This window comes from Pedobacter foliorum (genome assembly GCF_013266735.1).
Taxonomy (GTDB): domain Bacteria; phylum Bacteroidota; class Bacteroidia; order Sphingobacteriales; family Sphingobacteriaceae; genus Pedobacter; species Pedobacter foliorum.
Map to the genome: position 1 here is coordinate 405,735 of NZ_JABSNU010000004.1, position 21,388 is coordinate 427,122.

General features: G+C 38.3%; 18 protein-coding genes. 15 read left to right on the forward strand and 3 right to left on the reverse strand.

Going from position 1 to position 21,388, the window contains the following annotated elements:
- Positions 1-309 precede the first annotated feature (309 nt).
- On the forward strand, positions 310-948 hold the full coding sequence (locus tag HQN83_RS11435; RefSeq protein WP_173090465.1) for a DUF6266 family protein: 639 nt from the start codon (positions 310-312) through the stop codon (positions 946-948).
- A 94-nt stretch (positions 949-1,042) separates the two neighbouring features.
- Here HQN83_RS11435 and HQN83_RS11440 read toward each other — a convergent pair whose 3' ends face one another.
- Positions 1,043-1,822: a hypothetical protein gene (locus HQN83_RS11440; protein ID WP_173090466.1), complete on the reverse strand. Its 780-nt coding sequence runs from the start codon at positions 1,820-1,822 to the stop codon at positions 1,043-1,045.
- 310 nt (positions 1,823-2,132) lie between these two features.
- Here HQN83_RS11440 and HQN83_RS11445 point away from each other — a divergent pair, with 310 nt between their 5' ends.
- The 14 genes from HQN83_RS11445 (at position 2,133) to HQN83_RS11510 (ending at position 19,150) form a co-directional block, all read left to right on the forward strand.
- Positions 2,133-2,405, forward strand: a complete 273-nt coding sequence (locus HQN83_RS11445) for a hypothetical protein (RefSeq protein WP_173090467.1) — start codon at positions 2,133-2,135, stop codon at positions 2,403-2,405.
- Between the two features lie 180 nt (positions 2,406-2,585).
- Positions 2,586-2,999 carry a hypothetical protein gene (locus HQN83_RS11450; protein WP_173090468.1) on the forward strand — a complete coding sequence of 138 codons (414 nt, stop codon included), beginning with the start codon at positions 2,586-2,588 and terminating at the stop codon, positions 2,997-2,999.
- A 482-nt stretch (positions 3,000-3,481) separates the two neighbouring features.
- Positions 3,482-4,270: a hypothetical protein gene (locus HQN83_RS11455; protein WP_173090469.1), complete on the forward strand. Its 789-nt coding sequence runs from the start codon at positions 3,482-3,484 to the stop codon at positions 4,268-4,270.
- A gap of 359 nt (positions 4,271-4,629) precedes the next feature.
- Positions 4,630-4,827, forward strand: a complete 198-nt coding sequence (locus HQN83_RS11460) for a hypothetical protein (RefSeq protein WP_173090470.1) — start codon at positions 4,630-4,632, stop codon at positions 4,825-4,827.
- 677 nt (positions 4,828-5,504) lie between these two features.
- Positions 5,505-6,041: a hypothetical protein gene (locus tag HQN83_RS11465; RefSeq protein ID WP_173090471.1), complete on the forward strand. Its 537-nt coding sequence runs from the start codon at positions 5,505-5,507 to the stop codon at positions 6,039-6,041.
- Positions 6,042-6,334: 293 nt separating this feature from the next.
- Positions 6,335-8,134 (forward strand): AMP-dependent synthetase/ligase, encoded by a 1,800-nt coding sequence (locus tag HQN83_RS11470; protein ID WP_173090472.1) that lies wholly within the window; start codon positions 6,335-6,337, stop codon positions 8,132-8,134.
- Positions 8,100-9,818: a gamma-glutamyltransferase gene (gene ggt / locus HQN83_RS11475; RefSeq protein WP_173090473.1), complete on the forward strand. Its 1,719-nt coding sequence runs from the start codon at positions 8,100-8,102 to the stop codon at positions 9,816-9,818. Before HQN83_RS11470 ends, ggt begins: the two co-directional genes overlap by 35 nt.
- 131 nt (positions 9,819-9,949) lie before the next feature.
- Positions 9,950-11,287 (forward strand): DUF6089 family protein, encoded by a 1,338-nt coding sequence (locus tag HQN83_RS11480; RefSeq protein WP_173090474.1) that lies wholly within the window; start codon positions 9,950-9,952, stop codon positions 11,285-11,287.
- Between the two features lie 131 nt (positions 11,288-11,418).
- Positions 11,419-11,874 (forward strand): MarR family winged helix-turn-helix transcriptional regulator, encoded by a 456-nt coding sequence (locus tag HQN83_RS11485; protein ID WP_173090475.1) that lies wholly within the window; start codon positions 11,419-11,421, stop codon positions 11,872-11,874.
- 44 nt (positions 11,875-11,918) lie between these two features.
- Entirely contained in the window at positions 11,919-14,282 is a 2,364-nt protein-coding gene (locus HQN83_RS11490) for a 3-hydroxyacyl-CoA dehydrogenase/enoyl-CoA hydratase family protein (RefSeq protein ID WP_173090553.1), read from the forward strand.
- A 20-nt stretch (positions 14,283-14,302) separates the two neighbouring features.
- On the forward strand, positions 14,303-15,481 hold the full coding sequence (locus HQN83_RS11495) for an acetyl-CoA C-acyltransferase (protein ID WP_173090476.1): 1,179 nt from the start codon (positions 14,303-14,305) through the stop codon (positions 15,479-15,481).
- A gap of 12 nt (positions 15,482-15,493) precedes the next feature.
- A complete protein-coding gene (locus HQN83_RS11500) occupies positions 15,494-17,284 on the forward strand; it encodes an acyl-CoA dehydrogenase family protein (protein WP_173090477.1) in 1,791 nt (596 codons plus the stop codon).
- 422 nt (positions 17,285-17,706) lie between these two features.
- Positions 17,707-18,204 (forward strand): FKBP-type peptidyl-prolyl cis-trans isomerase, encoded by a 498-nt coding sequence (locus HQN83_RS11505; RefSeq protein ID WP_173090478.1) that lies wholly within the window; start codon positions 17,707-17,709, stop codon positions 18,202-18,204.
- A 1-nt stretch (position 18,205) separates the two neighbouring features.
- On the forward strand, positions 18,206-19,150 hold the full coding sequence (locus HQN83_RS11510; protein ID WP_173090479.1) for an FKBP-type peptidyl-prolyl cis-trans isomerase: 945 nt from the start codon (positions 18,206-18,208) through the stop codon (positions 19,148-19,150).
- A 24-nt stretch (positions 19,151-19,174) separates the two neighbouring features.
- Here the strand turns inward: HQN83_RS11510 and HQN83_RS11515 are convergent, their stop codons facing one another.
- The gene (locus HQN83_RS11515) at positions 19,175-20,479 is read right to left on the reverse strand and encodes a cryptochrome/photolyase family protein (RefSeq protein WP_173090480.1); all 1,305 of its coding nucleotides are present in this window, start codon (positions 20,477-20,479) and stop codon (positions 19,175-19,177) included.
- Positions 20,479-21,384 carry a TIGR01777 family oxidoreductase gene (locus tag HQN83_RS11520; RefSeq protein ID WP_173090481.1) on the reverse strand — a complete coding sequence of 302 codons (906 nt, stop codon included), beginning with the start codon at positions 21,382-21,384 and terminating at the stop codon, positions 20,479-20,481. The genes HQN83_RS11515 and HQN83_RS11520 overlap by 1 nt, the downstream gene beginning before the upstream one ends.
- Positions 21,385-21,388: the final 4 nt, after the last annotated feature.

Sequence of the window (21,388 nt, forward strand, 5' to 3'; positions counted from 1 at the left end):
GAGGGCTATTTGTGTGCAATTAGTTTGTTATTAGAAATTATTGGGAAATCACTGAGAAATCACTAGGAAATCACTGGATTTCGCACCGTTTGCCAGGGGGTTTCTAGGGGGTTGATTTCCCTCTAGCATAAAGCAACCCTAACGCAACCCCTATTCAACCCCCTAGAAACCTAATTATTTTGTGATTGTTTCCTGGTGATTTTCTAATTGTTTTTATAGTCTATTGTTTGGTTATCAGGTAGATGTGGTTTATATTTGATTAGCGCCATGAGATGTGCTAGTAAATTAAACCAAATAGTAAACAGAATTATGGGTATAATACAAAACGGCCCCCATGGTACCTTTACCGGAAGGATTGGCAATATGGTCTATTATGTACTTAATGGTAAAAATGTGTGCCGAGAAATTGGCGTAAACACTAACCCTCCAACAGTAAAACAGCTAAAAAACAGATTGGAAGTTAAATTGGTTGGTGAATTTTTTCGAGATCTAAAAGCTTTTATTGATGTTGGATTTAGTACAGAACCTATTAAGGCAGGGGATAGTCCGTACAACTTTGCGGTGGAGTATAATAGAAATAAGATCATAAAAGGTAGCTATCCGGATCTCGAAATTGCTTACGATAAAGTGTTGGTGAGCAGAGGGTTTTTAAAGCCTGTAAAGAATTTAGTAACGGAGCAAACAGCTGGGGCTATTAAGTTTAGCTGGGATACCAATCCGCAAATGGCCTGGCCTGAAGCAACCGATCAGGTAATGATGCTGGCTTATTTCGTAGAATCAAAAAAGATAATTTATCAGCCCTTTGGCAATAGCCGATTGTCGGGCTCCGATGAATTGCAAATTCCAGAAAGTTTGGCGGGAGAACAGATGGAAACCTACGTTTCTTTTGTTGCTGCGGATAGGAAGGGTGTAGCCGATAGCACTTACGCGGGTAGCTTTATCGCATAATTTCATTATCCCTATAGGAAATTAACCTACAAAAAAAAAGATTGGCGCTAGTGCCAATCTTTTTCTATTTTCCAAGCAATAGTGCTTCTTCTTCTTATAAGTATAAATAAAGGAGAGTAAAAGAGTCAAGTCTTTCTCCATGCTTTGGTGTAGTAATCCTAAAAAATCCATCAGTAACTTTAACACCATTCTCATTTTTATCAAACAAAGTAGCTTCAAATGCAGCCTCAAGAATAATAAAATCAGTTCCCTTAATCTCTTCTATTTTTAGAATTTTGAATTTTGAGTTACTGTGGCTCTTTGCCGTCAGCTGTGATGGCGTGGATATTGATAACTGGCTATATGAAGTTAACGTATGGCTATTTAAAAATAAATTTATTGCTACACCTTCATCTTTACCCGTTCGCTCGTAATCTACGGCATAAGGGTAGTCGCCCAAAGTAAAAAAATTATCTCCAACTTTGGGATAGTACATAGAACCTAACTTCGATATATTTACCTTTTTATATTTTTTTATAAACGAAACTGTAATAGCCCCTTCATCATGTTCTAGTTTAGTTTTAGATATTGATGAATATTGTACTGAATCAACTTCGCCAACCCAGTAACCATCTCCCGAACCAATACTCCATTCTCCATTAGTATTACCAAATTGCAAATTAACACCGCTATTTCCATAACCTCTAGAGGTGCCAGGAGTTATTAATGCATTGGTGTAACGTTTTCCATTGATAGTAAACGAAGTGCTGTCGGGAAGGAAAGGAGATTTCTTAATTTCTTCAGGGGGTTCAGGAGCGGCAACAGTGTCCTTTTTTTTACAAGAGCTGACCAGTAGCACTGCTACAAGCGGCATAAGAAAGCGTAAGTTTTTCATTTGTTAGCGTTTTGTGTGTACGCAAATTTAATTTTTTTGTTAAGATTAACTAACCTGGAATTGCAACAATACGGAGAGGGAGGCTTTGATACGATTATATCTTTAGTGATTCTACTTTTCTGTAGAAATGTGGTAACCGCAAAGCTTATTTTAAGGCAAACGTATAAATACGTTCCGTCAACTTAAGGGCATTACAAGGGGAAAGGATATTGAAGATAAGCTACATGTGTTTTTTGTTAAGCCCAAAGAAGATATGAAAACCGAGGTAAATGAGGCTTTTTCTTTTTAACTTCGAGCAAACCTTATTGCAATGAAAAAGTATTTACTTTATTCTATTTTGTTAGTTTTTTGTTGTTATTGGTCTTTATCTTTTTATTATTTATATAAAGCCTTAAACTTTGAATTTAAGGGTGTAGTTCAAAATGTTGTGCGTTCTTCTTATCATAAAACAATTACTGTTAATAATAATAATTTTGATTTAGAATGGGTTAGATGGTATGATGACTTGTATGAAATAGAAGTTGGCGATACCGTAGTAAAACATAGAGGTACTCAATGGATGTCCCTAATTAAGCAAAAGTGAATTTGTTAAGATCATTGAAATGACTGCTATAAAAATTCAATTGTAAAGATTAGTGATAATATGATCTGGTTAAAGGAATTCAAAGAAAAGTGGCTCGCTGAAAATGCAATTAATGCAGTGGCAGTTGATGATAAATATTTAACATCGTTTCAGAATGAAAATGATATACTCAAGTAATGTATGAAGTTCAAAGAAGTTGTAATTTATAATTGGTACGATAACATTGTTTCTGCCTTTTGTAGAAACGATAACAGTAAAATTTATTATTGTAATCTGTTGGCTATGGATGATGACGAAGTTGAGAAGATTTACATGTGTATTGAACTGAAATATTTTGTGGAGGCAGATATTATATTAAATATAATTGAGAATAATACATATCTTGAAAATGAAGAAGTGCTTCAACGTGCATTAAATTTAGTAAGACCAAATAGTGAAAGCTTTTTAATAAAAACGGATAACTTACAAACAAGCAATCTGAAGGTTGTGAAGTATAAGAGTGATTTTAATTGGAATCATAATTTTTTCTCCATTGATTATCCAAGTGGTTTAAAGATATCTGAAGGTCTTGATGATTGGTGGAGATATTTTTAGAGTTTGCTCTGCTCCAATTAGGTGGAATTAACTATGAGCTATGAAAAAATATTTCTTAACTGCTATTGTTTTAGCTGTTGGATGTGGTAGGGCTGATAACTAAATTAATTCGTTTTTTAATCCCTCTCAAGCATTTTACTTCGACGAGATCCAGAATTGAGGTTTTGATAGAGCCAGCTGCGGAGTATTTTGACTTAGATATTTGTGAATCAATTTCAATTGAATTTGAACAAGTTTCTGAATCGTTTAATGACGCGTTGTCAATGCATTTGAAAGATGGAATGTTGGTTATTTAAGAATTGAGGCAATGTACGATGAAGATTTATAAAGCAAATGAATTAGTTTATTATACGAGTTATCGGTAATAAAGCAGGTTAGATGAGGCTATGTTTAATAAATACAATGCAAAAATTCGGGCTCAATAGATGTCTCTAATTAAGAAAAAGTAAACTTGTTATGGTTAATAATGCTCTTGAATCATTGTGAAAATTTATAGAAGAATTTTTGGCAAGATTTCCGATGAATCGATGAAATCTGTCTTGGAAAGCATATTGAAAGAAGATCTGGGATTAATTTATTTTTCAAAAGACTTGGATGAAAGTTCTGTTGAATATAATTTAATTAAGGAATATGTTAATATTTTCAATTTGGAAGACGGGGTGATAGGAGCTGAATTTACGGACAATGAGATTCTTGATGCAGAAGTATTGTGTTTTACTGGGGGACGGCCATTCGCATATCCACAACCAGAGGAGCCTAAATATTTGGAAAACACATATCTAGATAGTTGTTATAGTTGTGGTGCATTTGGTGAACAAAAAGCAGATTTTGTCATAAAAAAGGAACCAAATATAAAGCCCAATTCGTTAGTTTCATTGCATTGGGTGTTTGGTGAGCTGCTTTCTGAAAGAACCTTATATAAGGAGTTCTTTCAGAAACTTGGCTTGGATATGAGAACAGTTAGGCTTAATAAAAAAACTGAACAAGCAGAATCTGTGGTGCAAATTATACTTCCAAGATTGGATACGCCACTTAAAATTGAAAATTTGGATTATACCACTTGCCAAAAATGTACTAGGAAAAAATATATCCCTACAACAATAGGTTTTTTTCCAATGCCCGAACAAAGAAACTTTTCAATTATTAGCACAAGCGAGTTTTTTGGTAGCGGACATTCTGCTGGTCATAGAGTTTTGGTGAGTAACAGTACAATGAAGGAAATGTTAGTATTAAAAATAGCAAAGCAGCATCAGTTTGTGCCTTGCAAATAATTTGTGTAATGGGGAATTCTATTAATAAAATAATTTTATGGATGATTTATGTAATAGCTATATTTTTAGTTACTACGGTAGTTTGTTCGCTTTTTATTGTACAAGATGTTTTTCGGTATCAAGGATATGTTCAAGTCTTTTTTAGTGGTCCGGTAATGTTAGTACTTGGCTTGCTCCTTGTTTTTTACTATAAAAAAAGAATATTGGGGTTGAGTTTTATAGTTTTTAGTATTAGTTTGTTGACTGCCATTGCTTATGAGTTACTAACAAAATAGAACAATAAATGAGTTTGTTGTTAGCATTAGGCGCATCGATAGATGGAAAGTAAAATCGTAGCTGATATTCGTTAAAAATATGATATGGATATTAGAATAATTATAAGTGGAATACTGGTGTTAGTAGCCGTTTTTATGTACAAAGGATTGAGAATAAAGCAAGATAAAGAAAATTCGAGTCCTTACGCTTACGCTAACACATTGATAGGTCTTTGGGGCGTATTCGCGATTGTGTTAATAGCTGCCATTATTTTATTTTTACAAGGATTCTTTAATTTATAATATGGATACCAATAATATCAACTCAGTTGATCAATTTGTATTAGGAAATTAGTAAGTCGATTATCGAAAAGCAGAAGAATGGTTGGGGAAAACTACTGTGCCAAAATTGTCTTTCGAGTTACAAAAAGAGTTTCAAGTAATGTCAGGTGTTACAAATCTCTTGCCATTGGTAAGAGAAATTAGCTGGACTAATATTGACTTACTGTTATTCCATAGAAAAATTCAGGCTGTGATTGCATATTGATAATTATTTTTAGTTAAGTTGCAGGGAGTAAGAGGTATGTATTGATATAAGCATAATTAGAAACTTAATTTAAACATATGAAGTATTTTGCAATATTTATTTTGTCTTTCATATTGGTATCTGCACTGCCATTTCTTTGGAATCAATTTTCATTTGTTGAAGCAGGCTTTCCTTTCCCTTACTTAGAGAAAAAGAATTATGATTCGGAGATGGGAAGCTCTTTTATGGTCTCTTTTTTATCATCATATTTAGTATATGATTTGGTTATAGTGGCGATTTTTGTTTGGGTGTTAACTTATTTAAGAAGATATTTTAAATATAATGCCTAGCATAAAATTTAGTTCTTTGCTATGAAGGTATTAAAGCTTATAAGGTTTGGAGTGGCTACGGAACTTATTACTTTGAAGAAGACCATATCCATAGATTATTTACGATGAAATTCAAATTGACAATTGTCATTATTGGTATATTAACACTATCCGTGTTATTTTATATGTATGTTGTAAAATGCTATAGGAAATTACCCGAACTGTCAAACTATAGCATTGTTAGCAACACAGGGGCTTTAATACCAGCAAAGTTGTATTCGAGAGTTGTTAAAAGAACGACTGATGGTAAGGAGGAGATTATTGACGAATTAATTTTATGTTTTAATGATACGCTTATTTCAGATAAACAAAATGTATCAGGAGATGAAAAGTTGTATAAATACCTTGTTCTCATACCGGATTTAAAAATTATTGGATTAGTTAATCATATCAATTCACTAAAAGAAAAAGATAAATACATTTGGCAGACAGATGATGAAGCTGATAGCTTTACTTCTATGATAAATAACCGCACTTTTTATAGTAACCCACCTATAAAAGCAGCAAGTTTTAGTAATAAAAAAATCATCTTCAATACTTATGGGATACTGAAACGGTTTGGAAATAGTCTTGTTATTGAAACTGATAATGTGTCAGATTAGATGCTTCGCAGCTTCTTCGAGGTCAGCATCTCATACTAGCAAGGCTTCCTTTCTCTTGAGGGGGTCCTGAAATAAATTCAGGATGACGGTAGGATCTCTGTCAGCTTCTAAAAATGACGAAAATCACCATGCAATTGTAAAACATAATTAATTATTTTTAGTTAAGTTTGGGAAACAAGGGTTGTACGAAAAGAATATATTGGGGGATAACAGTTTTGCCAAATCCCTAAAATACTGGAATACTTAAAAATCTTTAATTAACTAGATCCTTAAACAAATATAAGCGAAGTACCATGGCTGCAACGATAACAAGAGTATTCGACTTGCTTCAATACAATTTAGAGAAATTTCCGCAAGAAGAATTTGTTAGTGGTAAAATAAACGGACAATGGGTAAAATACAGTACCCAAAAGTTTTGTGATACAGTTGATGCTTTAAGTAGAGGATTGATTGGTATTGGTATTGGGAAAGGATCGAGGGTAGCAGTAATTTCACATAACAGGCCCGAGTGGAACATTGCCGATTTTGCAATTATGCAAATTGGTGCGTATCAAATACCGCTTTATCCAACCCTTGCAGAGCACGACATCAAGTTCATTCTCCAAAATGCTGAAGTTAGTGTAGTGTTTGCAGCCGATGAAGCACTTTATAAAAAGCTAAAGAATGTATGTGCAGAAATGGGTTCTGACATTAAAGTGTATACGTTTAATGAGGTTTCGGGTGCCGATAATTGGTCTGCGCTTTTGGCCGATGGAACAAAGCAATCAGAAGCAAAGCAGTCTCAGATAAATTTAGATGAGTATAGAGACCAGATCAAACCCGAGGATATTTTAACACTTATTTATACTTCGGGAACAACCGGAACACCTAAAGGAGTTATGCTTACGCATGATAACCTGGTTAAAAACTTCGAAAACTCTGCGGTTCTATTACCTGATGGTATCAGAACAGGATTGAGCTTCTTACCATTGTCGCACATTTTTGAGCGGATGGTTATTTACCTATATATGTTCACCAATACGTCGGTTTATTATGCCGAGAGTATGGATACTATTGTGGCCGATATTCAGTTTGTGAAGCCTACAGTTTTTTCTACAGTTCCTCGGTTATTGGAAAAGGTTTACGAGAAGATCATGGAAAAAGGAAAGGCGCTTACTGGTATCAAAAGGGGAATCTTCTTTTGGTCCGTAGCCTTAGCAGAGAAATATGAAATTGAAAGTGGTTGGTTCTATAATTTCAAACTAAACATCGCCAGAAAACTGGTATTTAAGAAATGGCAAGAGGCGCTTGGGGGCAATATTATTGTTATTGTTTCTGGCGGCGCAGCATTAAATCCGCGATTGGCCAGGATCTTCTGGGCAGCTGGTATGCCGGTATTTGAGGGTTATGGATTAACGGAAACTTCTCCGGTAATTACGGTAAATCACTTCGGTAATACCATGTTTGGCACTGTTGGGCCTGCAATTGAGGGAGTAGAAGTAAAGATTGCCGAAGACGGAGAGGTATTGGCACGTGGTCATGCCATCATGAAAGGCTACTACATGCGCGATGATCTGACTGCCGAAACCATTGATAAGGATGGTTGGTTCCATACCGGAGATATTGGTGAGTTGGTAAAAGGTAAGTTCCTGAAAATTACCGATCGTAAGAAAGAGATATTTAAAACTGCGGGGGGCAAGTATGTGGCTCCTCAAATTATAGAGAATAAGTTTAAGGAAACTCCTTTGGTAGAGCAGGTTATGGTGCTTGGCGAGAATCGTAAGTTCCCATCTGCACTAATCGTTCCTAATTTTGTTGCGCTAAAAGCGTGGGCAGAAAAAAAGGGAATTGGCTATTCTACCGATGCGGAAATGGCAAAGGATGTAAATGTATTAGAGAAATTTCAACAGATCGTTCTGTTATCGGGCAAGGATTTTGGTAAATGGGAGCAGGTTAAACGCTTCGCCCTGTTGTCTAAACAATGGAGTATTGACGGCGGAGAGCTTACGCCTAAGCTGAGTCTGAAACGGAAAGTTATCCTCGAAAAGAATAAGGATATTATAGAAAAGATTTATGTTGATGCAGAGAGTTACAAGGAAGAGAAACACGAATAAACATATTGTATTCGCTTTTTTTGTTGGGTTAGCGCTTTCAGGATGTGTTGGAGGACAACTCGGAAAGCAGAACAGTGCAGAATATAGAAATGGAATGGTGGTTTCGGCCAGTCCGCTAGCTTCTAATGTTGGGCTCAGTATTTTAAAAAAAGGCGGTAACGCAGTTGATGCTGCGGTTGCCGTACAATTTGCTTTGGCCGTTGTTTATCCGAATGCCGGTAATTTAGGTGGCGGCGGCTTTATGGTTTTTCGCTCTGCTTCGGGAGAGGCCAATAGTTTAGATTTTAGAGAAAAAGCAGGTGCATTGTCCTCTCGCGACATGTATTTGGATTCTGCAGGCAACGCCATTACTGATAAAAGTTTATATGGGGCTCTTGCTTCCGGTGTTCCGGGTTCGGTAGCCGGTATGGTTGAGGCACATGCTAAGTATGGTAAGCTGAAATGGGCAGATTTAATTGAGCCTGCTGTAGAATTAGCAAGAAATGGTTTTAAAGTAAGTACCAGGCAAGCCGCGGAGCTTAACTCCTTAAAAGAAACTTTTACTAAGTTCAATCCTCAAGGTACTGCATTATTAAAAGCAAGTGCTTGGGCAGAAGGGGATGTTTTAGTGCAAGGAGAATTGGCTGGTACTTTGGAGCAGATTAGAGACAAAGGCCGTGCAGGATTTTATGAAGGTGCTGTTGCCGATAGTTTGATCGCTGAGATGCAACGAGGAAAGGGCATTATCACTAAAACAGACCTTAAAAACTATCAGGCGGTTTGGCGTAAACCTATCATAGGTAACTATAAAGAATATAAAATTATTACAATGCCTCCGCCTTCAAGTGGTGGTATTGCGTTATTGCAATTGCTTAAGTCGGTTGAGGCTTTTCCTTTAAAAAGATGGGGCTTAAATGCTGATTCGACAGTTCAATTGGTAGTTGAAGCCGAGCGTAGGGTGTATGCTGATAGGGCTGCCTATCTCGGTGATCCTGATTTTTACAAGGTGCCAGAGCAGCAGCTTTTAAATAATGCTTACATAAAAAGCAGGATGAGCAATTTTAGCTGGGATAAGGCTACGCCAAGTTCTTCTATTAAGGAAGGCGATTTAAATGTACGTGAGCATGAGGAAACTACGCACTTTTCTATTGTAGATAGGGAGGGTAATTCTGTGGCGATAACTACAACATTAAATGGGTCGTACGGTTCAGCGGTAGTGGTAAAGGGAGCTGGTTTCTTGTTAAATAACGAAATGGACGATTTCTCGGTAAAGCCCGGGACACCTAATATGTACGGTTTAGTGGGTGACGAGGCCAATGCCATTGTTCCCGGCAAACGGATGTTAAGTTCTATGACGCCTACTATTATTGAAAAGGATGGTAAGCTGTTTATGGTTGTGGGTACTCCAGGTGGTTCTACCATTATTACTTCGGTTTTTCAGACAATATTAAGTGTGATAGAGTTTGATAAAAGTATGCAACAGGCCGTGGCAGCTAAAAAGTTTCATCATCAATGGTTGCCCGATGAGGTGTATACTGAAGAGAATGCATTGGATAGTTTAGCTGTTCAGAAGCTTAAGGCAAAGGGGTACAGTATTGCTCCTCGAGGGCCAATCGGTAGGGTGGATGCGATTTTGAGAACCAAATGGGGCTATTATCAGGGTGGTGCCGACCCGCGTGGCGACGATAGTATCTCTGCATGGTAGTTTTGTATAGTATACAGCACAGTCTATTTTCGGTTTAAACATAGTTAAAGGTGGTTTGGGTTGTTTGGCCTGAGTATTGAATAATCGTAGAGGAATTAAAGAATTCTGAAAAATTATTTAAAACTCTATCTATGAAACAAAGACTATTTAAGTGTTTACCCTTAGCTGTTGCAGCTCTGCTTGTTGGTGGTGCAGCTCAGGCTCAGGAAAAAACAGAAGGAACAAGTTCTGATGCAACTAAATTAAATACATGGTCTATTGGTATTAATGCCGGTGCATTGGCCCCTATCTCTCCATTGGGAGGAAAGAATGATTTCTCTAACTGGAAAACTAATTTAGGTTACGGCTTATACATTAAAAAGCAAATTACGCCTTATTTCTCGTTGCGTTTAGATGGGGTAAGAGGTAAATTGAAAGGTGATAATTCGGAGCCATATAAAAGCGGAGCGGTAAATGATAGCCCTCTTAGTGCTTTTGAAACGAATCTTGATTATTCGGCAAGCTTAAATGCAGTAGTGAATTTGTTTAATATTGACATGTTCCATAAAAATAATGCATTGCAATTGTATGCTTCGGCCGGTGCTGGTGTGGCTGGTTACAAGGTTAAAACTTCGACAGGTAGTGGTGCCTTAACTGATTATGCTGATGGCAAAACTTTTAATGAACTGATAGTGCCTGTTGGTGTTGGTGCTAAATTTAAATTATCTGATAGGGTAAATCTTGATTTAGGTTGGACCATGAACTATGTTGATAATGACAATCTTGATGGTTACTATCGCGGAAGCAACGATAAATACTCTTATGCTTATGGTGGTTTAGAGTTTGCTTTGGGTAGCGGGAAGAAACAATTGGCATGGCACAATCCTGTAGCTTTAACGTATGATGAGGCTTTACAGGCTAAACAAACTGCTGATGGATTGAAAAGCGATCTTGATGCTCAAAAAGCAGAAAATGCAAAGTTAAGAGCTGATATGGATGGTCTGTTGAAAGATACAGATGGTGATGGTGTTGCTGATAAATTGGACAAATGCCCAGGTACGCCTGCCGGTGTTGTGGTTGATGGTTCAGGATGCCCGTTAGCAGTACCTGTACCAGTGGTTGAAAAAGTAATTATTACTGAAGCAGATCGTAAGATTGTTGCTGATGCGATTAAAAACTTAGAGTTTGATTTGGGTAAAGCTACCATCAGATCAAAATCTTATGCTACTTTGAATCGCGTTGCGGCTCTTTTAGTAGAGAAAAACTTTAGCTTGAAATTAGCCGGTCATACTGATAATACAGGTTCGGCTGCGTTAAATATGAGATTATCTAAAGATAGAGCAGAATCGGTTAAAGCTTATTTAGTATCTCAAGGAGCTAATGCTTCGCGTATTGAGGCAACCGGATATGGCATGGGTCAGCCGATTGCAAGTAACAAAACTGCAGCAGGCCGTCAGAAAAATAGAAGGGTAGAGTTTACGCTTTACTAGTCTAGAACGGTATTAAGTTTAAAAAGCCACCCTATTATTTAGGGTGGCTTTTTTATGTGATAATATTTTGAGAATTATACTTGCAAACTAATTATTTATTCAATAGCTTTGTTATGCAAGCATAGTATTTGATGAAACAGCAGGAGACAATAGATTATTTTTTAAAGGTAGTGTGGCAAAACATGGCCAATACCTATAACCAGATCGCGTCTGGATTCGGGATAACCCAGGCAATTGGTTATGTTCTGATTAATATAGACAAGGAGGGGACGGCAGTATCTCAGCTTGCCGGATTACTTGGGGTTAAAGCTACAAGTTTATCCAGAATGTTAAACAATATGGAAGAATCTGGGTTAATATACAGGGAAACTTCGGCTGGAGATAAGCGTTCGGTTAAAGTTTACCTTACAGATTTTGGACGCGAGAAAAGGCAGTTGGCAAAAGGAGTTGTTATTTCATTTAATGAGTACTTAAATGCAAACTTAAATTCTCATGAAAAGAACAATTTGATACTGTCCTTGCAGAAATTAAATAAACTGACTTTAGCTTATAAAACCCCTATAGAAAATGGGGTAGATAAAGGCTAGTAGTAGCTTGATAATCATTAAAAGCATAAAATATACTGATGGAAATGATAAACAAAAAGATAAATAAGGTAGCGGTATTGGGATCCGGAATTATGGGATCGCGTATTGCCTGTCACTTTGCAAATATAGGTGTTGAGGTCTTGTTGTTAGATATCGTGCCAAAGGAGGGGCCCAGAAATGGAATAGTGGATACGGCATTACAAACAGCTGTAAAAACCAATCCCTCGCCAGTTTATTCTAAGAAAGTGCTTGGCAAAATTACTACCGGTAATTTTGATGATGATATGTCGAAAATTTCAGGTTGCGATTGGATTATAGAGGTTGTTGTAGAGAATCTGGATATCAAGAAAAAAGTATTTGAGCAGGTAGAGCAACATCGCAAGCCGGGTACTTTGGTTACTTCGAATACTTCGGGGATTCCGATTCATATGATGGCTGAGGGTAGAAGCGATGACTTTAAAGCGAATTTCTGCGGAACGCATTTCTTTAATCCCCCTCGTTATTTAAGGTTACTTGAAATTATACCTACTCCGCATACCAAGCCTGAGCTGGTAGATTTTCTGATGCATTATGGCGACAAGTTTTTAGGTAAAACCACGGTTTTATGTAAAGATACGCCTGCATTTATTGCTAACAGGGTTGGTGTGTATTCTATTATGTCGCTGTTGCATCTGGTTGAAAAGATGGAGCTGACGGTAGAGGAGGTAGATAAATATACTGGTCCGGCATTGGGCAGACCGAAATCGGCAACTTTCCGTACTACTGATGTTGTAGGGTTAGATACCATGATTAAGGTGGCTAAAGGACTTTATGATAATTGTCCGGATGATAAAGCTCACGATCTTTTTAAGCTTCCGGCTTATGTAGAAAAGATGGAGGCCAATAAATGGCTTGGTGATAAAACCAATCAGGGCTTTTATAAGAAAACAAAAACAGCAGAGGGCAAAACAGAGATTCTTGCGCTTGATTTGAAAACGCTGGAATACAGACCTCAGGTAAAAGTTAAGTCGGCTACGCTTGATTTGACTAAACCAATTGAAAATGTGAAAGATAGGATGAAGGTGTTTGCTGCGGGTAAAGACAAAGCAGGCGAGCTTTTTAGGGCTTCGTTTTTTGGTTTGTTCGAGTATGTGTCGGACAGGATTCCTGAGATTTCTGATGAACTATATAGAATTGATGATGCTATGCGTGCCGGTTTCGGATGGGACTTAGGTCCGTTTGAAGTTTGGGATGCAGTAGGTATTGCAGCGTCTATTGAAGGCATGAAAAAGTATGGACACGAGGCTGCAACCTGGGTTCATGAAATGCTTGCTGCCGGAAATGCATCGTTTTACAAGGTAGAGGATGGGGTTCGTAAGTATTACGATATTCCTACTAAGAGCTATAAAGCGGTTCCGGGTGCTGAGGCATTTATCATTCTTGATAATTTAAGAGCCAACAAGGTGATCTGGAAAAATTCCGGTGCTTCTATCATTGATTTGGGTGATGGAATTATCAACGTAGAGTTTCATTCGAAAATGAATACCATTGGAGGCGATACATTGCAAGCCATTAATAAAGCAATTGATATGGCGGAAAAGGATTACAGAGGGGTAGTGATTGGTAATGATGGTGCAAACTTCTCGGCCGGTGCCAATGTAGGGATGATCTTTATGATGGCGGTTGAGCAGGAGTGGGAAGAGTTGAATATGGCAATTAGGATGTTCCAGAATACTTCTATGCGTATTAGATATTCTTCTATTCCGGTAGTTGTTGCTCCGCATAATCTTACGCTTGGTGGTGGTTGTGAGTTTAGTTTACATGCAGATCACGTGCAGCTTAACGCTGAGACTTACATGGGGTTGGTTGAGTTTGGTGTTGGTGTTATTCCTGGTGGTGGCGGTACTAAGGAGTTTGCTTTAAGGGCTTCTGACGAGTATAATGATGATCAGATTGTTCAAAATGTGCTTAAGGATAGGTTTTTAACTATCGGTATGGCTAAGGTTTCGACCTCGGCTGTTGAGGCTTTTGAGTTGGGTTATCTTCAAAAAGGTAAGTATTCTATTTCTATGAATAGAAGCAGGCTTATTGCTGATGCGAAAGCTAAGGCAATTGAACTTGCTGAGGCGGGTTATACGCAACCGCTTAGACGTAAGGACATTAAAGTGTTGGGTAAACAAGGCTTAGGTATTGTGTACGCTGGTGCGAATACCATGTATTCTGGTCATTATATTTCTGAACATGATAAAAAGATCTCTGAGAAATTGGGTTGGGTGATGTGTGGTGGTGATCTTTCGTCGCCAACAGAAGTGACCGAGCAGTATTTGCTTGACCTAGAAAGGGAAGTGTTTTTATCGCTATGCGGTGAAAGGAAGACTTTAGAGCGTATTCAGAGTATAGTTACAAAAGGTAAACCGCTTAGAAACTAAGCTATTTAATAGATATAGACATGCAAGAAGCATATATAATAGCAGGATATCGTACGGCAGTGGGCAAGGCCCCGCGTGGTGTATTTCGTTTTACTAGGGCCGATGATTTGGCTGCTGAAGTAATCAGACATTTGGTGGCATCGGTGCCGAACCTTGAAAAGGAACAGATTGATGATGTAATTGTGGGTAATGCAACTCCAGAGGCAGAGCAAGGACTAAATATTGGCCGTATGATCTCTTTGATGGGGTTGGATACTGATAAGGTGCCGGGGGTTACGATCAATAGGTATTGTGCATCGGGTTTAGAAACTATTGCTACGGCGGTTGCCAAAATTAAAAGTGGCATGGCTGATTGCATTATTGCCGGTGGGGTTGAAGTGATGTCGGGTATGCCGTTTGGTGGTTGGAAAGTTGTTCCGAATGCGGATGTTGCTCGGGTTAATCCAGATTGGTATTGGGGTATGGGGCTAACTGCTGAGGCGGTAGCTAAAGAGTATAATGTGAGTAGGGAAGATCAGGATGAGTTTTCTTATTTGTCACACCAGAAAGCTGTTGAAGCGATTAAAAATGGTCACTTGAAAGATGGTATTTTACCTATTACGGTAAATGAAAACTATCTGGATGCCGATATGAAAAAGAAAACCAGAAGCTATGTGGTAGATACTGATGAAGGGCCAAGGGCTGATACTTCGGTAGAAAAGCTGGCTAAATTGAAGCCTGTGTTTGCTGCGGATGGTTGTATTACTGCGGGGAATTCTTCGCAGACATCTGATGGTGCGGCGTTCGTATTGGTTGTTTCTGAAAAGAAAATGAAGGAATTGGGTGTTGAACCTATCGCGCGTTTGGTGAGTTACGGTATTGCCGGTGTGCCCCCACGTATTATGGGAATCGGACCTATCTACGCAATTCCTAAAGCTTTGAAACAGGCAGGCATGACGCTTGATCAGATTGAATTGATTGAATTGAATGAGGCCTTTGCTTCTCAGTCGCTTGCGGTTGTTAGAGAATTGGGCATCAATAGAGATATTTTAAATGTTAACGGAGGTGCTATTGCACTTGGTCACCCGCTTGGGTGTACCGGTGCCAAGCTTTCTGTGCAATTGTTTAGTGAATTAAAAAGAAGAAAACAGAAATACGGTATGGTAACCATGTGCGTGGGTAGCGGACAGGGTGCAGCCGGTATTTTTGAAATGCTTTAATCTTATAGGTATATGGAAACTACTGACAAAAAGACTATTAAGGGTGGAGAGTTTTTGATAACGGAAACCACTTATCAGGATGTATTTATTCCTGAAGAATTTGATGAAGAGCAGAAAATGATTGCGCAGACCTGTCGTGATTTCCTTGTGGCAGAGGTGTACCCAAATCTTGATCGTATTGATACGCAGGAAGAAGGTTTAATGCCTTCGTTGATGGATAAAGCAGGTGAACTGGGTATTCTGGGGGTATCTATACCTGAAGAATATGGGGGTTTTGGAAAGAATTTTAATACCTCGATGCTGGTAGCTGATGTTATTGGTGCGGGTCATTCTTTTGCTGTTGCGCTTTCTGCACATACCGGGATTGGTACTTTGCCTATTTTGTATTATGGAAATATTGCCCAAAAAGATAAATATATTCCTAAGCTGGCTACCGGCGAATGGAAAGCTGCATATTGTTTAACGGAACCAAACTCTGGTTCTGATGCGAACTCTGGTAAAACAAAAGCTAAGTTGAGTGCTGATGGTAAACATTATGTGATCAATGGTCAGAAAATGTGGATCACCAATGGTGGGTTTGCTGATGTGTTTATTGTGTTTGCTAAGATTGATGATGATAAAAACTTAACCGCCTTTATTGTTGAGCGTGATTTTGGTGGTATTACCATGAATCCTGAAGAGCATAAGATGGGTATCAAAGGGTCTTCGACCAGACAGGTATTTTTTAATGATTGCCCTGTACCTGTTGAGAACATGTTATCTGAGCGTGAAAACGGATTTAAGATCGCTGTAAATATTTTAAATATTGGAAGGATTAAGCTGGCAGCTGCGGCTATCGGTGCTTCTAAATCTGTTATTGATACGGCTATTAATTATTCGAATGAGCGTATTCAGTTTGAAAGACCTATCTCTAAGTATGGTGCTATTCGTCATAAACTTGCCGAGATGGCTTCTAAGGTTTATGCGGTGGAATCGGCAAATTACCGTGCAGGTCAGAATATTGATGATGCTTATGATGCATTGGTTTCAGGTGGTATGGATGCTGGTAAAGCTAAATTGAAATCTACTGAGCAGTTTGCTGTTGAGTGTGCGATATTGAAGGTGTGGGGATCGGAAGCGCTGGATTTCGTTGTTGATGAGGGGGTGCAGATTTATGGTGGTATGGGATTCTCGGCAGAAGCGCCAATGGATAGGGCTTATCGCGATGCGAGGATTAACAGGATATTTGAGGGTACCAATGAGATAAACAGGTTGCTTACCGTTGATATGATGTTGAAGCGCGCAATGAAGGGTGAGTTGGATTTGATGACGCCTGCAACTGCAGTTGCAGCTGAGTTGATGTCTATTCCTGATTTTGGTGAGGAGGATGATACATTGTTCGCGGCAGAAAAGAAGATCATTAAGAACTTAAAAAAGGCGACTTTAATGGTGGCTGGGGCTGCGGTTCAGAAGTTGATGATGAGCTTGTCTAAAGAACAGGAGATTTTGATGAACATTGCAGACATGGCTAGTTATGTTTATGTGGCTGAATCGGCAATGTTGAGAACTGAAAAACTGGTAAGTATTAAGGGCGAGAAGGAGTGTGAAGGGCAGTTGAGTTTGATGAGAATCTACTTTGTAGAGGCTGTTGATGCGGTTCAAAAAGCTGGTAAAGAGGCGCTTTGGGCTTTTGCTGAGGGTGATGAGTTGAGGATGATGATGGTGGGCTTACGCAGGTTTACTAAAGCAGAGCCGTTTAATGTTAAGAATGTACGCCAAAATGTGGCACAGCAGTTGATAGCTGCTAATAGATATTGTTACTAACTTACTATACACTAGAGGTAACATTTCATAAATAAACTGGACGCTCCTAAATATTTTAGGAGCGTTTTTTTGTTAGTCGTCAAGCTGAATTTATTTTCAGCATCTGGGACTTGCAGGTTTGCCTTTCTCTTGAGTGATGCTGAAATAAATTACCAATGACAGATTGTTTTTTAAACACTCTGCTAATGTGTTCGTCATGCCGCCGAAGGGCGGTATCTCGCACTAGCTAGGTTTTCTTTCTCTTGAGGGGTCCTGAAATAAATTCAGGATGACGACCGATTATACAAAATTGTCACTACCACTTTTTTGTATTTTTTTCTAATGCTAGGCTCTCAGCATGACGGCTACGTCGCTCTAGCCCCTAATTGTTAAAATTGGTTAAAAATTGTTCTATCACTAATAAAAGACTATTTTTGTGCATTATGTTAAAAAATAGGCTTTTATTAGGGTTAGCTGTCATTGTTGGCGTATTAGCTGCATGTACGAAACCTGAGGTCTATGATGCAAATGCTCAGCTTGCAATTGATGAAGCGATAATTAAAGATTGGGCGGCAAAGCATGGGGCTACCTTTACTAGGGATGATAGTGGATTATATTATCGAATTTTAACTCCGGGTACTGGTGCTAATGATATTGCAGCAACTGATACTTTAACTGTAGAGTATGAAGGTAGGTTGATGACTGACTCAATTTTTAGTAAGGCTACTGCGGATAATCAGTTTAAGTTTATTCGAAATAGTGTAATGCCTGGATGGGAGATTGGCTTGAATCTTATTAAACCTGGAGGCAAGATTGAGTTGCTGGTGCCTTCATTGCTGGCCTATAGGAATTATGTTACGCCGGGAGTGCCAGCTAATTCTGTGTTGTATTTTAATATTAGTTATAAAAAAGTTGCTAAAAAAGTAGATAAAACAAAATAGTATGTTAAAAAAAATAACCTCATATACCTTTATTCTAGCGGGTTTGATTCTCCTAAATTCTTGTAAGAAGGAATATGAGTCCATTCAAAGTATAGATGATACTAAAATAAAAGACTACATCTCTAAGAATAATATTACAGATGCAATTGAGGATCCTGATAAAACAGGATTTTATTATCAAATTATAACTCCAGGTACAGGTGAGTTTTTTAAGGCTGATGGTACTGCTGATTCAGTGTTGTATAGCCTTTCTATAAAATCATTACTTAACGGAACTACTTATTACACTACTTCTGCTATCTCTAACTTTGGAACTTATGTTGGGTACGCAAGTGTTTTTTCTTATTCAAGTAATGTGAGGTTGAGTATTCCATGTTTAAGAACAGTATTGCAAAAACTTAAACCAGGTGGTGTAGCAAGAATTTTATTGCCATCGTATTTAGCTTTTGGTAAGAATGGATCTACTGCATTGAATGTTCCTTCAAATGAGAATATTGAATTGACAGTTACCACTTATCCTCAGAAATCTCAGAGGTTATTGGACGATAAGAGAATTACAGATTTTTTAGCTTCAAAGGGTTTAACGGCTACAAAAGATCAACCAACTGGAGTTTATTATTCGGTTATACTTCCAGGTACTGGTGATGCACCAATTGATGTTTCTTCGAGTTTGAAAATTAATTATACTGGACGTGATTTGGGAGGAACTGTATTTGATTCTAGTACAGACGGGACATTTACAACTACCTTATTGCAAGTTATTTCTGGATGGGAAGTGTTGAAAGACATTCCTGGAGCAAGAAAAGGTGCGAAAATAAGACTTTTTATTCCATCTTCAGAAGCTTATGGGACTGCAGGTTCAACAAATGCATCAACTGGTGTGGTGACGATTCCTCCGAATGCTTGTTTAGATTTTGATATCGAAATAGTTGACGTTACCAATTAATTCGTTAAGGTAACTTGGATGAGCTTATTCGTTTAGGGCATCTTTAAAAACTTTTAATACTCTTTCCCTTGCAAAAGCATGTTCAACTATAGGTTGGGCATGCTTTTTTGTTTTATACTCGGGTAGCCAATGGTTGATGTAGACTTGATCAGGGTCGAACTTTTTGGCTTGAAGCTCTGGATTGAACACGCGGAAATATGGTGCGGCATCGTTTCCACATCCGCATGACCATTGCCAGCCTCCAATATTGCTTGCCATTTCATAGTCTAATAGTTTTTCTGCAAAATAGGTTTCGCCCCAGCGCCAGTCTATTAGCAAGTGTTTGGTTAAAAAGGAGGCTACTACCATGCGGACACGATTATGCATATATCCGGTTTGATTGAGCTGTCGCATTCCTGCATCTACTAATGGGTAGCCTGTTTTTCCTTGGCACCATGCTTCGAAGTCTGATTCATTGTTGAGCCATTTAATATTGTCGTAAGCAGGTTTAAAGGATTGATTGACGATTCGGGGGAAGTGCCAAAGAATCATCATATAGAAATCTCTCCATGCAAGTTCAGATAGCCATTTATCGGCACCTTGTTTTAAAGCTTGTTGTGCAGCTTCTCTGATGCTTATTGTGCCAAAGCGTAGGTGCATACCGATATGTGTGGTGGCATCTGTACCTGGGAAATCTCTTTTGTCTTCGTAGTCGGCAAGTTTACTCTTGAAACTTGTTGATGGGAATTTTTGGTTTGATTGTTTAAATCCAATTTCTGTTAATGTAGGAATTGGGAGCGGGATTGTTTTAAGCAGATTGTTGAAATATTTAGTTGATGGATATGACTTAATGTAAAATTCATTAAGCTTAGCTCGCCATTGATTGAAGTAGGGGGTAAAAACAGTATAGGGTTTACCATCAGCTTTTAGTATCTCGTTTTTTTCGAAGATGACCTGATCTTTAAGTGTCTTAAACTCAATTTGTTCAGAGGCGAGGTATTCTGCTAATGCATCATCTCTTTCAATTGTATTGGGTTCGTAGTCGTGATTGGTGTAAACAGCTTTTACATTGTAGGTTTTTAAGATTTCAGTCCATACCTTTTCTGGGGTGCCATGTTTAACAACTATGGTAGATCCATGTGTAGAAAGTTCTTTTTGGATTTCCTGAAGTGTCTGATGTATAAAGGTTACTCTTGGGTCTTCCTCGTTAGAAAGCTTACTGAGGATCTTGGTGTCAAATATAAAAAGGATGAGCACGGGGTATGGGCTCTTAAGCGCCTGGTAAAGTGCTGCATTGTCGTTTAACCTTAAATCTCTTCGGAGCCAGCAAATGCTTATTTCTTTTTCCACTATTTGTAAATGTCGTTCAATGCATCTTCCAGATGCGTGTATTTAAATTGAAAACCTGCATCTAGCAGTTTCTGTGCAGATGTGTTTGTACTAATGAGGGGCAATATGCTCATTTTTCCGAGAATCATTTCCAATACTTTTTCGGGTACATGAATTGGCCATACAGGGCGGTTTATTGTTTTTGCGATGGCCTTAGTTAGCGTTTCGTTGGTTACGGGAAAAGGTGCGCAAGCGTTGTAAGTTCCTTGATAGGAAGGGTTTTCTACTGCTGAAATAAACATGTTTACAATGTCGTCAACATGTACCCATGGTGTCCATTGCTTTCCGCTGCCAAGAGGTGCGCCAACAAAGTAACGGATGGGTTTTTCTAAAGCGGCTAATCCACCTTCTGATTTACCAAGAACAAAACCTATTCTGAATTTGACTATCCTTAAGTCGGGTGAGGCACCTTCATCGACTGCATCCTCCCATAACTTGCAGCATCTGGCAAGAAAGCCTGTGCTGGTTCCTGATTCTTCAGTCAGTATCTCGTCGCCCCGATTACCATAGTAACCGATCGCAGAGGCAGAGATAAAGGTTTTTACGGGAGATTGTGTTTCTTTAATGGCTTTATGAAGTAGTTGGGCAGACATTACCCTGCTATCAATAATCTGTTGTTTGCGTTCTTTTGTCCATTTTTTATCTGCAATGTTTTCTCCAGCCAAATGGATTATGGTATCTATTCCCTGGAGGCAATTGGGGTCTATTTGTTGCTTGTAAACGTCCCATAAATAAACGGTTGCATTTTTTATATTGGTAGCTTTCCTGGTAAGTACAGAAACTTTATGTCCGTTATTGTGGAGGGCATTTATTAACTTTTTGCCTACCATTCCGGTCGCTCCTGTAATCAAGATTTGATTTTTCATACTT